The 16,281-nt window shown below is 66.0% G+C and carries 17 protein-coding genes and 1 pseudogene; 6 read left to right on the top strand and 12 right to left on the bottom strand.

Features of this window, described 5'->3' with window-relative positions:
• The first annotated feature begins 57 nt into the window (after positions 1-57).
• Positions 58-669, top strand: coding sequence for a gamma-glutamylcyclotransferase (locus H1B27_RS10370; protein WP_061881278.1), 612 nt, complete (start codon positions 58-60; stop codon positions 667-669).
• Here the strand turns inward: H1B27_RS10370 and H1B27_RS10365 are convergent.
• The 4 genes from H1B27_RS10365 to ftsE form a co-directional block, all read right to left on the bottom strand.
• Complete coding sequence (locus H1B27_RS10365) at positions 666-1,439, bottom strand: lysophospholipid acyltransferase family protein (RefSeq protein WP_197965989.1); 774 nt, start codon at positions 1,437-1,439, stop codon at positions 666-668. The genes H1B27_RS10370 and H1B27_RS10365 overlap by 4 nt on opposite strands.
• An 11-nt stretch (positions 1,440-1,450) precedes the next feature.
• Complete coding sequence (locus H1B27_RS10360; RefSeq protein WP_061881260.1) at positions 1,451-2,155, bottom strand: YdcF family protein; 705 nt, start codon at positions 2,153-2,155, stop codon at positions 1,451-1,453.
• Between the two features lie 206 nt (positions 2,156-2,361).
• On the bottom strand, positions 2,362-3,330 hold the full coding sequence (locus H1B27_RS10355; protein WP_028178892.1) for a cell division protein FtsX: 969 nt from the start codon (positions 3,328-3,330) through the stop codon (positions 2,362-2,364).
• Positions 3,323-3,982 (bottom strand): cell division ATP-binding protein FtsE, encoded by a 660-nt coding sequence (ftsE, locus tag H1B27_RS10350; protein ID WP_028178893.1) that lies wholly within the window; start codon positions 3,980-3,982, stop codon positions 3,323-3,325. The genes H1B27_RS10355 and ftsE overlap by 8 nt, the downstream gene beginning before the upstream one ends.
• 203 nt (positions 3,983-4,185) lie before the next feature.
• Between ftsE and H1B27_RS10345 the strand changes: the two genes are divergently transcribed.
• A complete protein-coding gene (locus H1B27_RS10345; protein WP_197965988.1) occupies positions 4,186-5,064 on the top strand; it encodes an MJ0042-type zinc finger domain-containing protein in 879 nt (292 codons plus the stop codon).
• Positions 5,065-5,170: 106 nt separating this feature from the next.
• Entirely contained in the window at positions 5,171-5,545 is a 375-nt protein-coding gene (locus H1B27_RS10340) for a response regulator (RefSeq protein ID WP_197965987.1), read from the top strand.
• A 99-nt stretch (positions 5,546-5,644) separates the two neighbouring features.
• Here the strand turns inward: H1B27_RS10340 and H1B27_RS10335 are convergent, their stop codons facing one another.
• Positions 5,645-8,305, bottom strand: coding sequence for a TIGR02302 family protein (locus H1B27_RS10335; protein ID WP_197965986.1), 2,661 nt, complete (start codon positions 8,303-8,305; stop codon positions 5,645-5,647).
• 169 nt (positions 8,306-8,474) lie between these two features.
• Here H1B27_RS10335 and H1B27_RS10330 point away from each other — a divergent pair, with 169 nt between their 5' ends.
• Together H1B27_RS10330 and H1B27_RS10325 are read left to right on the top strand one after the other, a co-directional pair.
• Entirely contained in the window at positions 8,475-8,858 is a 384-nt protein-coding gene (locus H1B27_RS10330; RefSeq protein WP_028134137.1) for a carboxymuconolactone decarboxylase family protein, read from the top strand.
• 233 nt (positions 8,859-9,091) lie between these two features.
• Positions 9,092-10,000 (top strand): NAD(P)-dependent oxidoreductase, encoded by a 909-nt coding sequence (locus tag H1B27_RS10325; protein ID WP_197965985.1) that lies wholly within the window; start codon positions 9,092-9,094, stop codon positions 9,998-10,000.
• A gap of 4 nt (positions 10,001-10,004) precedes the next feature.
• Here the strand turns inward: H1B27_RS10325 and lysA are convergent, their stop codons facing one another.
• From lysA to argH, 3 genes are all read right to left on the bottom strand, one after another.
• Positions 10,005-11,270, bottom strand: a complete 1,266-nt coding sequence (gene lysA / locus H1B27_RS10320) for a diaminopimelate decarboxylase (RefSeq protein WP_197965984.1) — start codon at positions 11,268-11,270, stop codon at positions 10,005-10,007.
• Between the two features lie 23 nt (positions 11,271-11,293).
• Entirely contained in the window at positions 11,294-11,578 is a 285-nt protein-coding gene (lptM, locus tag H1B27_RS10315; RefSeq protein ID WP_197965983.1) for an LPS translocon maturation chaperone LptM, read from the bottom strand.
• 91 nt (positions 11,579-11,669) lie between these two features.
• Positions 11,670-13,067 (bottom strand): argininosuccinate lyase, encoded by a 1,398-nt coding sequence (gene argH, locus H1B27_RS10310; protein WP_197965982.1) that lies wholly within the window; start codon positions 13,065-13,067, stop codon positions 11,670-11,672.
• A 105-nt stretch (positions 13,068-13,172) separates the two neighbouring features.
• On the opposite strand from argH, the gene tlpA reads away from it, so the two are divergent.
• The gene (gene tlpA / locus H1B27_RS10305; RefSeq protein ID WP_197966092.1) at positions 13,173-13,838 is read left to right on the top strand and encodes a thiol:disulfide interchange protein TlpA; all 666 of its coding nucleotides are present in this window, start codon (positions 13,173-13,175) and stop codon (positions 13,836-13,838) included.
• Between the two features lie 4 nt (positions 13,839-13,842).
• Here the strand turns inward: tlpA and H1B27_RS10300 are convergent, their stop codons facing one another.
• The 4 genes and pseudogenes from H1B27_RS10300 to H1B27_RS10285 all read right to left on the bottom strand — a co-directional run.
• On the bottom strand, positions 13,843-14,037 hold the full coding sequence (locus H1B27_RS10300; RefSeq protein WP_028182113.1) for a putative motility protein: 195 nt from the start codon (positions 14,035-14,037) through the stop codon (positions 13,843-13,845).
• Positions 14,038-14,108: 71 nt separating this feature from the next.
• Entirely contained in the window at positions 14,109-14,990 is an 882-nt protein-coding gene (locus H1B27_RS10295) for a 3-hydroxybutyryl-CoA dehydrogenase (protein ID WP_061881274.1), read from the bottom strand.
• 194 nt (positions 14,991-15,184) lie between these two features.
• Positions 15,185-16,129 carry an electron transfer flavoprotein subunit alpha/FixB family protein gene (locus tag H1B27_RS10290; RefSeq protein ID WP_197965981.1) on the bottom strand — a complete coding sequence of 315 codons (945 nt, stop codon included), beginning with the start codon at positions 16,127-16,129 and terminating at the stop codon, positions 15,185-15,187.
• Positions 16,129-16,281, bottom strand: a pseudogene (locus H1B27_RS10285) (electron transfer flavoprotein subunit beta/FixA family protein); the annotation flags it as partial. The pseudogene H1B27_RS10285 and the gene H1B27_RS10290, both read right to left, overlap by 1 nt.

Genomic DNA, 16,281 nt, shown 5'->3' with positions numbered 1-16,281 from the left:
ACGAAAGGCGGAGAATTCGCTTCGCTTCGGGGCATGGTTCTGGTAGCCGTGCCCGAAATGTCGGAAATCACCGTCCCTTCCGTCACCACCGCCAAGGGCGACCTCTGGGTGTTCGGCTACGGCTCGCTGATGTGGCGGCCGGGCTTCGAGTTCGAGGAACGCATCCCGGCCCGGCTGGTCGGCGAGCATCGCGCGCTCTGCGTCTACTCGTTCGTGCATCGCGGCACGCCGGAAAAGCCTGGCCTGGTGCTCGGGCTCGACCGCGGCGGCGCCTGCCGCGGCATCGCCTTCCGCGTCGCCGAGAAGAACCGCGCCGATGTCGTCGCCTATTTGCGCGCACGCGAGCAGGTCACGTCGGTCTATCGCGAGGTGATGCGCTCGGTGTGGCTTGAGAACGATGCGCGCCAGCGCGTCTCTGCACTCGCTTACGTCGTCGACCGTGGCCACGCGCAATATGCCGGCCGGCTGTCGCTCGCCGAGCAGCACCGCCATGTCGTCCAGGGCCACGGCCAGTCCGGCGCCAACCGCGACTACGTCACCGCGACGGTGAAGGCGATCGAGGCCGAAGGTTTTCGCGACACGCAATTGCATCAGCTTGCATTGATGCTGCATGGGGATGCGCATTCGCTGCACGCGGCGGATCGGGACGAAGATCGAGAAAGCCGCTAGCCGCCGGTCGGTGCGTAGCTCGGTGCGGAGCCGATCAACTGCTCCTGCTCTTTCCGCCCCGCCTCTACGAGACGACCGGTCGCGTCCTCGATCGCGGCTTGCACGCGGGAGAGAAACTCGTCCTTCGGCAGGCCCGGCGGCAACGGTTCGAGAAATTCCACAACCAGCGTGCCGGGATAGCGCATGAAGGTGCGGCGGGGCCAGAACAGGCCGGAGTTGAGCGCGACCGGCAGGCACGGCACGCCGCACGACGAATAGATCTGTGCAAAGCCGGTCTTGTAGTCGGGCGGCGCGCCCGGCGCGCGGCGCGTGCCCTCCGGAAAGATGACAAGTTGCTTTCCGCTGCGCACGGCCACGCGCGCCCGCCGCGTCATCTCCAGCAGCGCCTTCACGCCGGCATTGCGGTCGATCGCAATCATCCCGGTCTTGACCAGGAACTGACCGAACACCGGGATCTGCATGAGCTGGCGCTTGAGGATGAAGATCGGCCGGTTGAAGAAGCCCGGCAGCACGAAGGTCTCCCAGAACGACTGATGCTTTGCCACGATCAGCAGCGGGCCTTTCGGGATGTTCTCGACACCGCGGAATTCCACCTTGATGTTGCAGACCACGCGCATCAGGAACAGCGTTGCCTTGGCCCACCATTCCGCCACCGTCAGCATGGCGCGCGGCGGCAATGCGAAGGTCGGCAGCGCCACGATCGCAAGGCACACCAGCACGGCGTAGAACAACACGTTGAACACGAGCGAGCGCAGAAAGAATGGGAACATCGATAGTCCGATCAATTGGCCTGTGCGGTAGCGGGCCGCTTCGGCTGCTGACCCGCAGGCTGCTCCGATATCTCGGGCCAGAGGTCAATCCCGAAATGCTCCAGCCGCACCCTGAGCTCGGCCGCGATGTATTTGACATATTCCGACAGGAGCAGCCGCAGCGTCGATCCCGAGGTCCACCACGGCTCCTCACGCCATTTGTCGCCGACCACCGCGAACGGGATCAGCGTCATCTGTGGCATCGCATGCGAGAATTCCACCAGCGCGCGCGGCATGTGATAGTTGGAGGTGACCACGATCAGCGATTTGAACCGGCGCCCCTCGGCCCAGCGCCGCGCTTCCGCTGCGTTGCCGCGGGTCGAGAGCGCGGTGCGGTCGAGGTCGACGCAACAGGTCATGAAGGACTGGTTCTCCGGCAAGGTCCGGGAGATGTCGCTCGCCCTCGAGGTCGGGTGCACGCCGGAGATCAGGAGCCGCCTGCCGTAGCCCGCAGCGAGCAGCTCCATCGCGTCCGATACCCGCGAGGAGCCGCCGGTCAGCACCACGATGCCGTCGGCCTTGCGGTCGGGCACCGTCTCGGCACCGCGCAAATGCGACAGGAATGCAACGAAGCCTGCGGCCGCGGCAACGAAGGCAAGCGCGATCGTCGACACGATTGTCGCGCGCAGCCAGCCGCGCGGCAGTTTCGGCGATCGATCGTCGGTCGGCGAGCTCATGCGATATCAGTGATCCCTTCCCTGAAACGATTTTAAGACGTTTTGAGGCGAAGTGGAGTCCGGTTTCTTCACCCTCTCCCCTTGTGAGAGACGGGTGAGGGGTTTCTCTCCGCACATTCGCCTCGACGTCCGTGCGCACGGATAGAGACCCCTCATCCGGCGCTTCGCGCCACCTTCTCCCACAAGGGGAGAAGGAAGAAAGCAATTCAATCAACATCGTTCAACGTCGCGAACAGCGTCTGGCGTGAGGCCACCGCGGTAATGCCGCCGATCAGTACGGCCTGGACCGCGAGCACGATGTAGCCGGATGGCCGCAGCGAGAAGGTGCCGAGCAGCGCGGCAAACTGGTCGCCGACGGGGGTACCGGAAAACCAGCCTGCGATGGACTCTGAGAAGCCGAACATCAGCATGGCGGCGCCGCCGCCGATCACGCCGCCCTCCAGGCCCAGCCTGAGGAAATGGCGCAGGAAGTGATTGGCGATGTAACGGTCGCCGGCGCCGACGAAGTGCAGGACCTCGACGATCGGACGATTCGCCGCCATGGCGCCGCGGGTCGCGAACGAAACCGAGATGATGGTGGCGATGATGACAAGCGCGAGAATGCCGAGGCCGGCCAGCACGATGGCATTGGTCATCGAGCGCATGCGCTCGATCCAGGCGCGGTGATCGTCGACGCTGGCGCCCGGCGCGACCTGCGTCACGCGCGCGCGCAGGGCGCCGAGATCGAGCGGCGTGCCCGGCTGCACGCGCGCGATGATCATGCGCGGCACCGGCAGATCGTCCATGGACAGGCCGGTGCCGAGCCAGGGTTCGAGCAGCTTGCCGCTCTCCTCCCTGGTGAACGGCCTGACCTCGACGATGCCGGCTTGCGTGCGCATCGCCTCCGTCACGGCCGCGGTGTCGCGATCGAGATCACGGCCGGCCTGCGGTCGAACCTGGATGGTGATTTCGCTCGCGACGTCCGACTGCCATTCGGCGGCGGAGGCACTCACCAGCAGCACCGTACCCGTGGCCATCGAGGCGAGGAAGCTCATGATGGCGACGACGGCGACCAGCGCTCTGCCATGGATCGAGGCGCGCGGCACGATCGGCGACATGTTGCGTGCCCTGGCCGGAAGCTGCGGACGCTCCTGCCCGAGATCGACCAGCACGCCGCGCTCGTCGGTCCTACTCATAGACGTGCAGCCGTCCCTGGTGCAGCACCAGCCGCCGTGCTTCGTACTGGTCCATCAGGCCGATGTCGTGAGTTGCGATGATGACGGCGGTGCCTGACTTGTTGAGCTCGATGAAGAGCCGCAGCAGGCGGCGGCCGAGCGTCGGGTCGACGCTGCCGGTCGGCTCGTCCGCGAGCAGCAGCTGCGGCCGCGAGATCACGGCGCGCGCGATCGCCGCGCGCTGCTTCTCGCCGCCCGACAGGATCGGCGGCAGCGCATCCATGCGGTCGCCGAGGCCGACCCAGCGCAGGAGGTCGATCACCTCCTTGCGGTAGCTCGACTCGCTGCGGCCCATGACGCGGAACGGCAGCGCGACGTTCTCATAGGTCGTCATGTGGTCGAGCAGGCGGAAATCCTGGAGCACGATACCGATGCGCTTGCGCAGGTCCGCGATCTCGTCCTTGCCGAGCTGCGAGATGTCGTGGCCGAACAGAGTGACGAGGCCCCGCGTCGGCCGATGCGACAGAAACAGCAGGCGCAACAGAGACGTCTTGCCGGCGCCGGACGGTCCGGTGAGAAACTGGAAGGAATGCGCCGGGATCTGGAAGCTGAGATCGCGCAGGATCTCCGGCCCCAGACCGTAACGCAATCCGACATTTTCGAACCGAACCAAGCTCAGCTCCGTTCGAGAGGGGGCGCGGGCCGCAGCGCGGCGCTCCGCCACGCGCGATCAACGGGTTTTGCCGCCGTTATGGTTTCCGGTTCGTTAACGGTCGGCCGGTAGCATGGTTGGCAGCATCCCGGCCGCCCGGTTCGCCGCGACCGGCTGGTCGTCAAGATTCGTCCAAGACCTCGTTCATGCATCAAGGCTCGTCCATGCATATCGTCTGCCCCCATTGTATGACATCCTACGCCATCAAGCTTGCGAGCCTTGGGGCCAACGGACGGGCGGTCCGCTGCTCCCGTTGCAAGGAGACCTGGATCGCCCACGCCGAGGATGCCATCGAGGAGGCGTCCGTTCCGGCCATGGCCGCTGCCAGCCGAGCCGACGACCAGTCCGACCTCGCCGAGCAATGGAACTCCTATGCCAAGGACGACGGCGCCGCGAACGCGCCTGTCGTCGATAGCCCGTCGATCGCCAGCGACTGGCCGGATGAAGAGGCCCGCGAGACCGAGGACGAGTGGTCAGCGGCAGCCCGTCAGGCCGAAGAGGAGACCGACGGCGCGCAGCATCAGTCCTGGTTCCGCGGCCTGTTCCGCCGCCGCGGCGCGCGGGTGAGCCGCCCGGCCCCCACCACGGCTCCGCGGAGATCCTATCTTGGCCTGCCGACCGCCTGCACCGCGATGGGCGCGCTGGTGCTGGCCCTTGTGGTCTGGCGTGGCGACGTGGTGCGGCTGCTGCCCCAGACCGCGGCATTCTACAAGATGGTCGGGCTCGAAGTGAATCTGCGGGGCCTGGCCTTCAAGGACGTCAAGCTCTCCAGCGAGACCGTAGACGGTAAGCAGGTGCTGGTGATCGAGGGCGTGATCGTCGGGGAGGGCAAGAAGCCGCACGACATCCCGCGGCTGCGCTTTGCCGTGCGCGACGCCCAAGGAGCCGAGATCTACGCCTGGAATACGGTGCTGGAACAGACCGTGCTGCGGCCCGGCGAGCGCGCCTTCTTCCGCTCGCGCCTGGCCTCGCCGCCGCCGGAGGGCCGCAATATCGACGTTCGCTTCTTCAACCGGCGCGACATTGCCGGAGGCAGCGCATAACCGATCAGGCGATTATTGGAGCATGATCTTTGCGGAAGACCGCTACGCATTTTTCCGGGATCGTGCTCGAGGTCCCGCACGGAAGGTTGATCCCAAGGTTGGTCTCATGCCGAAAATCCTGATCGCCGACGACGAGGATTCGATGCGCCAGCTGGTGGCGCGCGCCATCGCCATGGATGGCCACGAGACCGTCACCGCCCAGGACGGCGCCGAGGCGCTGGAGATTCTGATTCGCGAGGACGGCGCTTTCGATCTGTTGCTCACCGACATCCAGATGCCGGTCATGGACGGCATCGCGCTGGCACTCTCCGCCGCCCGCGATTTCCCTGATCTGACCATTTTGCTGATGACCGGCTTTGCCGACCAGCGCGAGCGCGCCTCGAACCTGAATGCGCTGGTGCATGATGTCGTGACCAAGCCGTTCTCGGTCGCGGATATCCGCACCGCGGTGGCGGATGCGCTGGCGGTGAGGAAGGGGTAGCGTCGTCGACTTCGTAGCCCGCATGAGCGCAGCGACATGCGGGACCGGCGACCCCCGGATATCGCTTCGCTCATCCGGGCTACAAGAGGGGCTATCGCCTCAAAACTCCTTCAGCAGCCGCTCGAGATAGTCGAGCTCGATCTGCGGGCGCGAGGGATCGCCGAGACGACGGCGGAGCTCTTCGAGAATGCGGCGGACACGCTGGGTGTCGATCTCGCCGGGAATCTTGACCGTGTAATCGTCGCCATATTCGCGCCCATGCAGCGGACGGCCCAGCGGGTCGGTCTGGTTGCCGCCGCTCTGCTGGCGGCCGGCGCGCTGGCCGGGGCCGTCGCCCTGACCGTCACCATCGCCCTGCTGCATCGCCTCGGCCATCTTCTGCGCGCCCTTGCGCATCGCGTCGAGCGCCTTGCCCTGCGAGTCCACGGCGCCGTCGGCATTGCCCTCGCCGAGCTTTGATCCCGCATCGCCCATGGCGCCGTCGGCGGCGTCCAGACTGCCATCGTCATCGCCCTGGTCGCCGTCCTGATCGCCGTTCTGGCCGGGCTGGCCCTGGTCCCCTTGCTGACCCTTCTGTCCCTGTTGGCCTTTCTGCCCTTTTTCGCCCTTCTGCGTGAGGCCGCGCTTGGCAAGCTCGTCCTGCAGCTTCTTCAGGCGGTCGCGCAGTCCCTGCTGGTCCTGCTGCAGCTCCGACATGGACTGATCGCCCTGCTGCTTGCCGCGCGAGCGGTCGCGCCGGGAATCCTGACCCTGCTTGAAGGTCTTGTCGCGCAATTGCTGCTGCTTGCGGATCATGTCGCCGAGCTCGTTGAGCGCCTGCTCCATGTCGCTCTCGCCGGACTGCCCCGGCTGCGCCATCTGGAGGCCTTCCAGCATCTGCTGGAGCTGCTCGAGCAACTGTTTGGCGGCATCCTTGTCGCCGGAGCGCGACAGGCGCTCCATCCGGTCGATCATGTTCTGCAGGTCCTGCTGGCGCAGGACCTTGGTGTTCGGGTCGAGCGGCCGCGCCAGCTGCTGCGGGTCATTGTTGTTGCGGAACTGCTCGGCGAGCTGGCGCATGAAGTCGTTCAGCGCCTGACGCAGGTCCTGCGTCAGCTTCTTGATCTCCTCGTCGCTGGCGCCGCGCTCCAGCGCCTGCTTCAGCGCATCCTGAGCCGCCCGCAACGCCTTCTCAACATCGGAGATCTTGCCGTCCTCGATCGTCACCGCAAGCGCCCACAGGCTCGCGACGACCTCACGCAGGGCATCATCGGTGCGTGCGGCCTCGAGCTGTCGCGCAACGCTGTGCAGGCCGAGATATTGTCCGGGCTCCGGCGTGAACATCTCGGGCGCGATCATCAGCGCGTCGAGCGCGGCATACACGTCCGAGTTCTTGTTGGCGTCGAGCGCGAGAATGCGGCGCTGCTCAATCAACGCACGCGCCAGCGGCTTGGTGAAGAGCCGTTCGGGCAGGCGCATGTTGAACGGTTCGCTTGTGGCCTCGTTGCCGGCCTCGTCCTTGGCCGTGAGGGTGAGCGTGACCTCGGCGCCGGCATAGGGATCCTCGCTGAGATCCTTCACCGACTGTCCGACGCCGTTGCGGGTCCGCGCATTCGGCAGCGCGAGCGGGAAGTGCGGCGGCTGGAACAGCGGACGCGGAGCCGTCCTGGCGTCGCCAGCACCGGCAGCAGCCTTCGGACCATCCTTGGGACCATCCTTGGCACTATCTTTGGCGTCGGTGGACCGCGGCGCGAATTTCGCCTCGGCGCCGGTGACGCCGTAATCGTCCTCGATCTTATAGGCGAGCTGGAGCGCGCCGCGCGCCTGACGCTCCGGATCCTTGGCCAGCGCGATCGTCGGCGGACGATCCGGCGTGGCCGCAAAGGCCCATTGCGGCTGGCCGGAGGGCGCCCGGACATGGGCGGTGCCATCCCCGGAAATCGCGAAATGCTTTTCGTTGGTCCCCTTGGGGCTGGCTTCAGTCGGGGCGACCTCCTTGAGGCCGCCCGAGACGGCGACATCCAGGTTGCCGCCGGAGGAGCGCACGATCAGGGTCGAGCCGGCGGGAACGGCGAGCGGACCGCTGGCGGGCAGGGCCGCAGCTTCCTTGTTGGCGGCCGACAGAATGACCGGAGGCCTGCCGGTGTACAGCGGGGGCGTGACCCAGGCATCGACGCGAACATTGCTCGGCGCCAGCACCCCGTTCCAGTCGAAGGCGGCGCCAAGCCGCATCGCACGCTCATCGCCGGCGGCGAAGAAGGTCGCAACCAGCAGCACCATGACCAGCGCGCGCAGCGCCCAGGGGTCGTGAAGCGCGAGCCGGGGGTGTGGTACACCGGCGCGGATGCGCTTGAGGGAAGCCAGCGTCCGCTCGCGCTGCGCCTGCCACAGCGCCTGCGCGACCGGATCTTGCGAGGTCAGCGTGTCCGTGAGCGTGGTGGCCGGGCGGTGACGGATGCCGGAGCCACGGTCGAGCCGGGCGAGCGCTTCCGCGCGGCTCGGCCAGCGGAAGCCAAGCAACGGGAACAGGGCGGCCACCGCGACCGCGGCAAAGAGGGCAAGACCGATAGCCCGGGCCATGAACGGCAGTGCCAACCAGAGACCGGCCCAGGACACCACCAGGAACAGGCCGACGACGGTCAGAAGGCGCGCCGCATTGGGCCAGGCACGCTCCCACGCGATGGCATAAATAGCCCGATCAAGGGCCTGCGCCAGCTTCAGCCGCGACAGCGCATCGCTGCTGCGGATCGGGTCTGACGGGTCGGGGGTGACGCCGTTCAATCAGCTCTCCAGGTTGCCCGGTGGAGAAGAGCCTATCACAACGGCAGCACTGAGGCATCCGTTCCTGTACGGGAGAACCCCCTTTTCCCGCATAACACGAGGACGTGACTGGCCCGGTGCAACCCCGTAATTTCCGCGCGCCATCCCTGAGGGAAACGAAGGAAACGCCATGGACAAGAAGATGCACGACAAGGGCCTGGAAGTCCGCAAAGCGGTGCTGGGCGAAGCCTATGTCAACAACGCCCTGAAAAACGTCGACGATTTCAACCGCCCGTTCCAGGAGATGCTCAACGAATATTGCTGGGGCACGGTGTGGGGCCGCGAGGAGCTGCCGCGCAAGACCCGCAGCATGCTCAACATCGCCATGATCGCGATCCTCAACCGCCAGCACGAGTTTCGCGCGCATCTCAAGGGTGCGCTGACCAATGGCGTGACGCGCGAGGAGATCCGCGAGATCCTGATGCAGGTCGCGATCTACGGCGGCATGCCGGCCGCGGTCGACAGCTTCCGGATCGCGCGCGAGGTGTTCGCGGAGATCGACGGGAAGGCGTGAGGAGCAGCACCAATCTCCGCTGTCGTCCCGGACAAGCGCATCGCTGATCCGGGACCCGTAGCCACAGGACGATGTGGTTACGAAGACTCGGAGTGACCGCCTTTGCACGACGACTCCTCCCTGTGGTTATGGGTCCCGGATCTGCGCGCGCTTAGGGCGCGCTTGTCCGGGACGACGCCCAGGGTGCAGCGCGTATTTTTTTCAATAGCGAGCAACCACCAAGAGGAAACACCATGGACATCGGATTCATCGGGCTCGGAAACATGGGCTTCCCGATGGCGCGGCGGCTGATCGAGGCGGGACACAAGCTCGTCGTGTTCGACACGCGCAAGGACGTCGCAGGCAGGCTCGTGGCGCTTGGCGCGACCGCGGCGGCGTCGCCAAAGGACGTCGCCGATCAGGTCGAGACCGTAATGGCGAGTTTGCCTTCGCTGCAGGCTTCACTCGACGTCGCAACGGGGGCGAACGGCGTGATCGAGGGCAGGCGCGCAAAACGCTTCGTCGATCTCTCCACCGTCGGCTCGACGATGGCAGCGAAGATTCACGGCCTGCTCGCCAAGCGCAACATCGTGCAGGTCGACTGCCCCGTCTCCGGCGGCGTCGGCGGCGCCGAGAAGGGCACGCTGGCGGTGATGGTGTCAGGACCGAACGCCGAGTTCGAGCTGCTGAAGCCCGCGCTCGACGTCATCGGAAAAGTGTTCTTCATCGGCGAGAAGCCCGGCGCGGCGCAGACCATGAAGCTCGCCAACAATTTCCTGTCGGCTACAGCGATCGTGGCGACCTCGGAAGCGGTGGTGATGGGCGTGAAGGCGGGGCTCGATCCCGCCGTGATGATCGACGTCATCAATGCGGGCTCCGGCATGAACACGGCGAGCCGCGACAAGTTTCCGCGCTCGGTGCTGCCGCGCACGTTCGACTTCGGCTTCGCCACGGGGCTGATGGTCAAGGACGTGCGGCTGGCGCTGGAGGAGATGAAGCAGCTCGGCCTGTCGATGGAGGTTGCCGATGCGGTTGGGCGGCTATGGGAGACCGTGATCAGCTCGGAAGGCGCCGAGTCCGATTTCACCGCCGCGATCAAGCCGATCGAAAGGAAGGCGGGAGTTGTGGTCGGCGGCGCGCAGGGTGGTTTGGCGGGGAAGTAGCGCCTCACAGCCAGGGCGCGGGCTTGTCCATCGCGATGAGCTGCTCGACCTCGATGCGCGGGCGCACCACGGCGTATTGATCGTCCTTTACCAGCACCTCGGGCACCAGCGGCCGGGTGTTGTAGGTGCCGGCCTGGACGGCGCCATAGGCGCCCGCGGTCATGATGGCGAGCAGGTCGCCGGCCTTCGGCGCCGGCAGCGTGCGGTCGAGCGCGAGATAGTCGCCGGTCTCGCAGACCGGGCCGACGACGTCGGCCATGATCGTCGCCGCGCCCTTGGCCACCTGCTTCACCGGCAGGATGTCGTGATAGGCCTCATACAGCGTCGGGCGGATCAGATCGTTCATCGCGGCGTCGATGATCACGAAGTTCTTGCCGTCGCCGTGCTTCACATAGATGACCTTGGCAACCAGGATGCCGGCATTGCCGACGATCATGCGGCCCGGCTCGAACATCAGCGTGCAGCCGAGATTGTGGCTGACGCGCTTGACCATGGCGGCATAGGCGGCGGGCTCCGGCGGCGCCTCTCGGTCCATGTAATATGGGATGCCGAGACCGCCGCCGAAATCGACGTGGCTGATGTTGTGGCCGTCGGCGCGCAGCGTCTGCACGAATTCGGCGAGGATGCGGAACGCGGTCTCCATGTTGGAGAGGTCGGTGATCTGGCTGCCGATATGCACGTCGGTGCCGGTCACTTCGATACCGGACAGCCTGGCGGCGCGCGCATAGACCTCGCGCGCATGCGCGATCGGGATGCCGAACTTGTTCTCGGACTTGCCGGTCGAAATCTTGGCATGCGTGCCGGCATCGACGTCCGGATTGACGCGGAGCGAGATCCGCGCGGTCTTGCCCATCGCGGTCGCAAGGCGCGACAACAATTCGAGCTCGGGCTCGGATTCCACGTTGAGGCAGAGGATGTCGGCGGCAAGCGCGGCGCGCAGCTCCTCCTCCGTCTTGCCGACACCGGAGAAGACGATCTTGCTGGCCGGGATTCCGGCGGCCAGCGCACGCTTTAATTCACCGCCGGAGACGACGTCGGCGCCGGCGCCGAGCCTGGCCAGCGTGCGCAGCACCGACTGGTTGGAGTTCGCCTTCATGGCGTAGCAGACCAGCGCCTTCTCGCCGGCGAAGGCATCGGCGAAGACGCGGTAGTGCCGCTCCAGCGTCGCGGTCGAATAGCAATAGAACGGCGTGCCGACGGTGGCGGCCAGCTCGGACAGGTTCACCGCCTCGGCGTGCAGCACGCCGTTGCGATAGTCGAAATGGTTCATGGCGCAGGCTCGCTTATCCCGGCTTATTTCCTGCCGGGAGGTTCGTCCAGGAGCGGGTCGAGAATAAACGGTTTCTTCCTGCCCTTGGCAGCCGCGGGCGCAGCGTCCACACCGTAGGTCGGGTTGAACACGCTCGGCGTCCTCTGGACTTCGGTCTCGGTATCAACAGGTGCGGCGCCGCCGGCCGTGGAGGCGGTCGGCGGCAAGTCGAGCGGGCCCTTTCGGCCGCAGCCGGCAAGCGCGAGCGCCGTCAGGCTCAAGACAATGATGGCCCACCCCGAGCCGGCCGGGCGAAACTTTGACGTCACGACGAAATCCCCACTACGCGGCGCACCATACAGAGATTGGCGCGCTCTGGCGAGAGCCGGATGACCATGAAACATAAGCGAAATTTTGCCCTCAGCCCAATTTTCGCTCTTTTTCCAGCCGCTTCGCCCAGGCCTTGGCCTGGGACGCGACGTTCTTCGGCGCGGTGCCGCCGAAGCTGGTGCGGCTCTTCACCGACGATTCGACCGAGAGCACGCCGAACACGTCCTTGGTGATTTTGGGCTCGATCGCCTGCATCTCGCTCAGTGGCACCTCATGCAGCGCGACGCCGCCCTCGGCGGCCTTGGCGACGATGCGGCCGGTGACGTGATGGGCCCCGCGGAACGGCATTTTCAGCGTCCGCACCAGCCAGTCGGCGAGGTCGGTCGCGGTGGCGTACCCCTCGCCCGCCGCCGCTTTCATCCTGGCTTCATCCGGCACGAGGTCGCGGACCATGCCGGTCATGGCGCGGATCGCCAGGGACAGCGCGGCAAAACCCTCCATGGCACCCTGCTTGTCCTCCTGCATGTCCTTTTGATAGGCGAGCGGCAGGCCCTTCATGACGATCAAGAGGCCGTTGAGCGCGCCGATGACGCGGCCGGTCTTGGCGCGCACGAGCTCGGCGGCATCGGGGTTGCGCTTCTGCGGCATGATCGAGGAGCCGGTGGTGAACTTGTCGCTGAGGCGGATCAGTCCGACCAGCGGCGAGGTCCAGATCACGATCTCCTCGGCAAAGCGCGACATGTGCACGGCGCAGATCGAGGCCGCCGACAGCGTCTCCAGCACGAAATCGCGATCGGAGACCGCGTCGAGCGAGTTCGCCATCGGGCGGTCGAACAGGAGCGCCTTGGCGGTGGCGTGGCGGTCGATCGGGAACGAAGTCCCGGCGAGCGCGGCCGCGCCGAGCGGGGATTCGTTCAGCCGCTTGCGCGCGTCCTGGAAACGGCCGCGGTCGCGCGCGGCCATCTCGACATAAGCGAGCAAATGGTGGCCGAAGGTGACGGGCTGCGCGGTCTGCAGATGCGTGAAGCCGGGCATCACGGTGCCGGCATGCTCCAGGGCACGCCCGACCAGCGCCTGCTGGAACGCGGCGAGCGCGGCATCGGTCTCGTCGATGACGTCGCGGACGAACAGGCGGAAATCTGTCGCGACCTGGTCGTTGCGCGAACGCGCGGTATGCAGGCGGCCGGCGGCCGGGCCGATCAGCTCCGACAGGCGGCTCTCGACATTCATATGGATGTCCTCGAGCGCGCGCTTGAACGCGAAGCCGCCCTTGCCGATCTCTGACAAAATCGTGTCTAGACCCTTGCCGATATTTTTCGCATCAGAGGCCGTAATGATGCCCTGCGTGGCCAGCATGGCAGCGTGGGCCTTGGACGCGGCAATGTCCTGGGCGAAGAGGTGACGATCGACGTCGATGGAGACGTTGATCTCTTCCATGATCTCGTCGGGACGTTCCGAGAACCGGCCGCCCCACATCTTGTTGCTCATGATCCCCTGCTCACGCCTTGCCTGTCGCTAGCCACGTTTGCTGGCCTCGGCCAGCCGTATTAAGAGGCCCCTGATAGCCATATCTGCGACCGGATGACAAACGATATGCTCGACAAGAAGCCCTCCGCCACGCGCCGCATCCCCCTCGTCATCGCCACCGTGGCGATCGGAGGGCTGGCCGGCTTCGCCGCGCTGTATGGGCTCGGTCTGGGCCGGCCGCCCAGCGGCGATCCCGCCTGCCGGTCGGCGGTGGCAACGGCCTCGAGGATCGCCCCGCTCGCCCATGGCGAGGTGGCGGCGCTGACCATGGCGAGCGCCCCGCTGAAGCTGCCCGACCTCGCCTTCGAGGACGTCGACGGCAAGCCGAAAAAGCTGTCCGACTTCCGCGGCAAGACGCTGCTGGTAAATCTCTGGGCGACCTGGTGCGTGCCCTGCCGGAAAGAGATGCCGGCGCTGGACGAGCTCCAGGGCAAGCTGGCGGGCCCGAATTTCGAGGTGGTGGCGATCAATATCGACACCCGCGACCCGGACAAGCCCAAGAGCTTCCTGAAAGAGGCCAACCTGACCCGGCTCGGCTATTTCAGCGATCCGAAAGCCAAGGTGTTCCAGGAACTTAAGGCCATAGGCCGGGCGCTGGGCATGCCGACCTCGGTGCTGGTCGATCCTCAGGGCTGCGAGATCGCGACGATCGCGGGGCCGGCGGAATGGGCGAGCGAGGACGCGCTCAAGCTGCTCCGCGCCGCGACCGGCAAGGCCGCCGCATCGCTTTAGGAATTCAGGCGGTGACGTTGAGATTGCCGCCGACGCCGGGGCCGACATTGGCCAGCGACGGTTGGCCCGCGCCCATCAGCGTCAGGACGGTCGACTTTTCCATGTCCATGTTCTGCTTCGTCAGCGTCGCTGCGATATTCGATTGCAGCGCGCCTTGCTGAGCGGCCAGCATGGTGCTGACCATCGCCATCATGTCCATTACGCGAACCCTCTTACCGGCCGTAACCTAGGCGCGAGAGGTTAACGCGACATGAATTGACACAAAGCGGATCAGCGCGTCGGAACCGGCTTGGCGCCGCGGTAGTCGTAGAAGCCGCGCTGGGTCTTGCGGCCGAGCCAGCCGGCCTCGACGTACTTCACCAGCAGCGGGCACGGGCGGTACTTGGAGTCCGCCAGCCCCTCGTGCAGCACCTGCATGATGGAGAGGCAGGTATCGAGGCCGATGAAATCGGCGAGTTCGAGCGGGCCCATGGGATGGTGAGCCCCGAGCTTCATCGCGGCGTCGATCGCCTCGACATTGCCGACGCCTTCATACAGCGTGTAGATCGCCTCGTTGATCATCGGCAGCAGGATGCGGTTGACGATGAAGGCCGGGAAATCCTCGGAGACCGCGACCTGCTTGCCGAGCTTGCCGACGAATTCCTTGGCGGTCTCGAAGGTGGAGTCGTCGGTGGCGATGCCGCGGATCAGCTCGACCAGTTCCATCAGCGGCACCGGGTTCATGAAGTGAATGCCGATGAAACGCTCCGGGCGGTCGGTGGCGGCGGCAAGCCGCGTAATCGAGATCGAGGACGTATCGGAGGCCACGATCGCCTCCGGCTTCAACACCGCGCAGAGCTCGTGGAAGATCTTGCGCTTGACCTCTTCCTTCTCGACCGCGGTCTCGATGACGAGGTCGCAATCGGCGAGATCGTCCAGTTTTTCGGCGGGCGTGATGCGCGCCATCGCCTTGACCTTGTCGTCCTCGGTGATGGCCTTCTTGGAGACCTGACGCGCCAGATTGCCGTTGATGGTGGCCATGCCCGACTTGAGGCGGTCGGCCGAGACGTCGTTGAGCACCACGTCGAAGCCGGCGAGCGCCGCGACATGCGCGATGCCATTGCCCATCTGACCCGCGCCGATCACGCCGACCTTCTTGATCACTGCCGCCATCATGTCATCCACCGGAACGGCGCGCGACGAGCGCACCCTGCCTATCCCCTTGAGCCGGGAGGTCCGATTTAATCAGAACCTCGGCTCGAAACCTAGATTGGATCGCTTCGAAGGCGCGCCCACGCCAAAGAAAACGCCTCAGAAATGCAACACCGGCCGGAGTGTATACCTCCGGCCGGTGTTTTCGATGCCTTTTACTTGCCGAGCTTGCCGAGTTCGGCCGTCAGCTCCGGAACCGCCTGGTAGAGGTCGGCGACCAGGCCGTAATCGGCAACCTGGAAGATCGGCGCGTCCTCGTCCTTGTTGATCGCAACGATCACCTTGGAGTCCTTCATGCCGGCCAGATGCTGGATGGCGCCGGAAATGCCGACCGCAACATAGAGCTCGGGCGCCACGACCTTGCCTGTCTGCCCGACCTGCCAGTCGTTCGGCGCATAGCCCGCATCGACCGCCGCGCGCGAGGCACCGACGCCGGCGCCGAGCTTGTCGGCGAGCGGCTCGATGTATTTGGCGAAGTTCTCGCGGCTCTGCATGGCACGGCCACCGGAGACGATAATCTTGGCCGAGGTCAGCTCGGGACGATCGCTCTTGGCAACCTCCTCGCCGATGAACGACGACAAGCCCGGATCGGCGGCCGCCGCCACGTTCTCCACCGCAGCGCTGCCGCCCTCGCCTGCCGCGGCGAAGGTCGAGGTCCGCACTGTGATGACCTTCTTGGCGTCCTTCGACTTCACCGTCTGGATGGCGTTGCCGGCATAGATCGGGCGCTCGAAGGTATCGGGCGCGACCACCTTGATGATCTCGGAGACCTGCATGACGTCGAGCAGAGCGGCGACGCGGGGCATCACGTTCTTGAAGCGCGAGGTCGCCGGCGCAACGATCGCGTCATAGCCGGAAGCCAGCGAGACGATCAGCGCAGCCAGCGGCTCGGCGAGATCGTGCGCGTAGAGGTCGCCATCGGCGAGCAGCACCTTCTTGATGCCTGCGAGCTTGGCGGCGGCATCCGCCGCGCCCTTGGCGTTCTGGCCGGCGACCAGCACCTCGACATCCGCACCGAGCGCGGCAGCCGCGGTCAGGGCCTTGTTGGTCGCATCCTTCAACGACGCGTTGTCGTGTTCGGCAATCAGCAGCGTCGTCATCAGAGCACCCCGGCTTCGTTCTTGAGTTTGGACACCAGCTCGGCGACGTCCTTGACCTTGACGCCCGCCTTGCGGCCCGCCGGCTCCGTCGTCTTGAGAACCTCGAGACGCGCGGCGACGTCGACGCCGTAATCGGCGACGGCCTTCTCCGC

Origin of the sequence: Bradyrhizobium diversitatis, from assembly GCF_016031635.1 — a bacterium.
In the GTDB taxonomy this organism is placed as follows: domain Bacteria; phylum Pseudomonadota; class Alphaproteobacteria; order Rhizobiales; family Xanthobacteraceae; genus Bradyrhizobium; species Bradyrhizobium diversitatis.
Note: the sequence above shows the minus strand (reverse complement) of the source record. Positions and strands in the feature narration are given on the sequence as shown.

Bases quoted from the DNA above. Each gene is read 5' to 3' on its own strand.
- H1B27_RS10370 (WP_061881278.1), top strand. From the start codon at position 58: ATGTCGGAAATCACCGTCCCTTCCGTCACCACCGCCAAGGGCGACCTC.
- H1B27_RS10365 (WP_197965989.1), bottom strand. From the start codon at position 1,439: ATGTTCCCATTCTTTCTGCGCTCGCTCGTGTTCAACGTGTTGTTCTAC.
- H1B27_RS10360 (WP_061881260.1), bottom strand. From the start codon at position 2,155: ATGAGCTCGCCGACCGACGATCGATCGCCGAAACTGCCGCGCGGCTGG.
- H1B27_RS10355 (WP_028178892.1), bottom strand. From the start codon at position 3,330: ATGAGTAGGACCGACGAGCGCGGCGTGCTGGTCGATCTCGGGCAGGAG.
- H1B27_RS10345 (WP_197965988.1), top strand. From the start codon at position 4,186: ATGCATATCGTCTGCCCCCATTGTATGACATCCTACGCCATCAAGCTT.
- H1B27_RS10340 (WP_197965987.1), top strand. From the start codon at position 5,171: ATGCCGAAAATCCTGATCGCCGACGACGAGGATTCGATGCGCCAGCTG.
- H1B27_RS10330 (WP_028134137.1), top strand. From the start codon at position 8,475: ATGGACAAGAAGATGCACGACAAGGGCCTGGAAGTCCGCAAAGCGGTG.
- H1B27_RS10325 (WP_197965985.1), top strand. From the start codon at position 9,092: ATGGACATCGGATTCATCGGGCTCGGAAACATGGGCTTCCCGATGGCG.
- lysA (WP_197965984.1), bottom strand. From the start codon at position 11,270: ATGAACCATTTCGACTATCGCAACGGCGTGCTGCACGCCGAGGCGGTG.
- argH (WP_197965982.1), bottom strand. From the start codon at position 13,067: ATGAGCAACAAGATGTGGGGCGGCCGGTTCTCGGAACGTCCCGACGAG.
- tlpA (WP_197966092.1), top strand. From the start codon at position 13,173: ATGCTCGACAAGAAGCCCTCCGCCACGCGCCGCATCCCCCTCGTCATC.
- H1B27_RS10300 (WP_028182113.1), bottom strand. From the start codon at position 14,037: ATGGACATGATGGCGATGGTCAGCACCATGCTGGCCGCTCAGCAAGGC.
- H1B27_RS10295 (WP_061881274.1), bottom strand. From the start codon at position 14,990: ATGGCGGCAGTGATCAAGAAGGTCGGCGTGATCGGCGCGGGTCAGATG.
- H1B27_RS10290 (WP_197965981.1), bottom strand. From the start codon at position 16,129: ATGACGACGCTGCTGATTGCCGAACACGACAACGCGTCGTTGAAGGAT.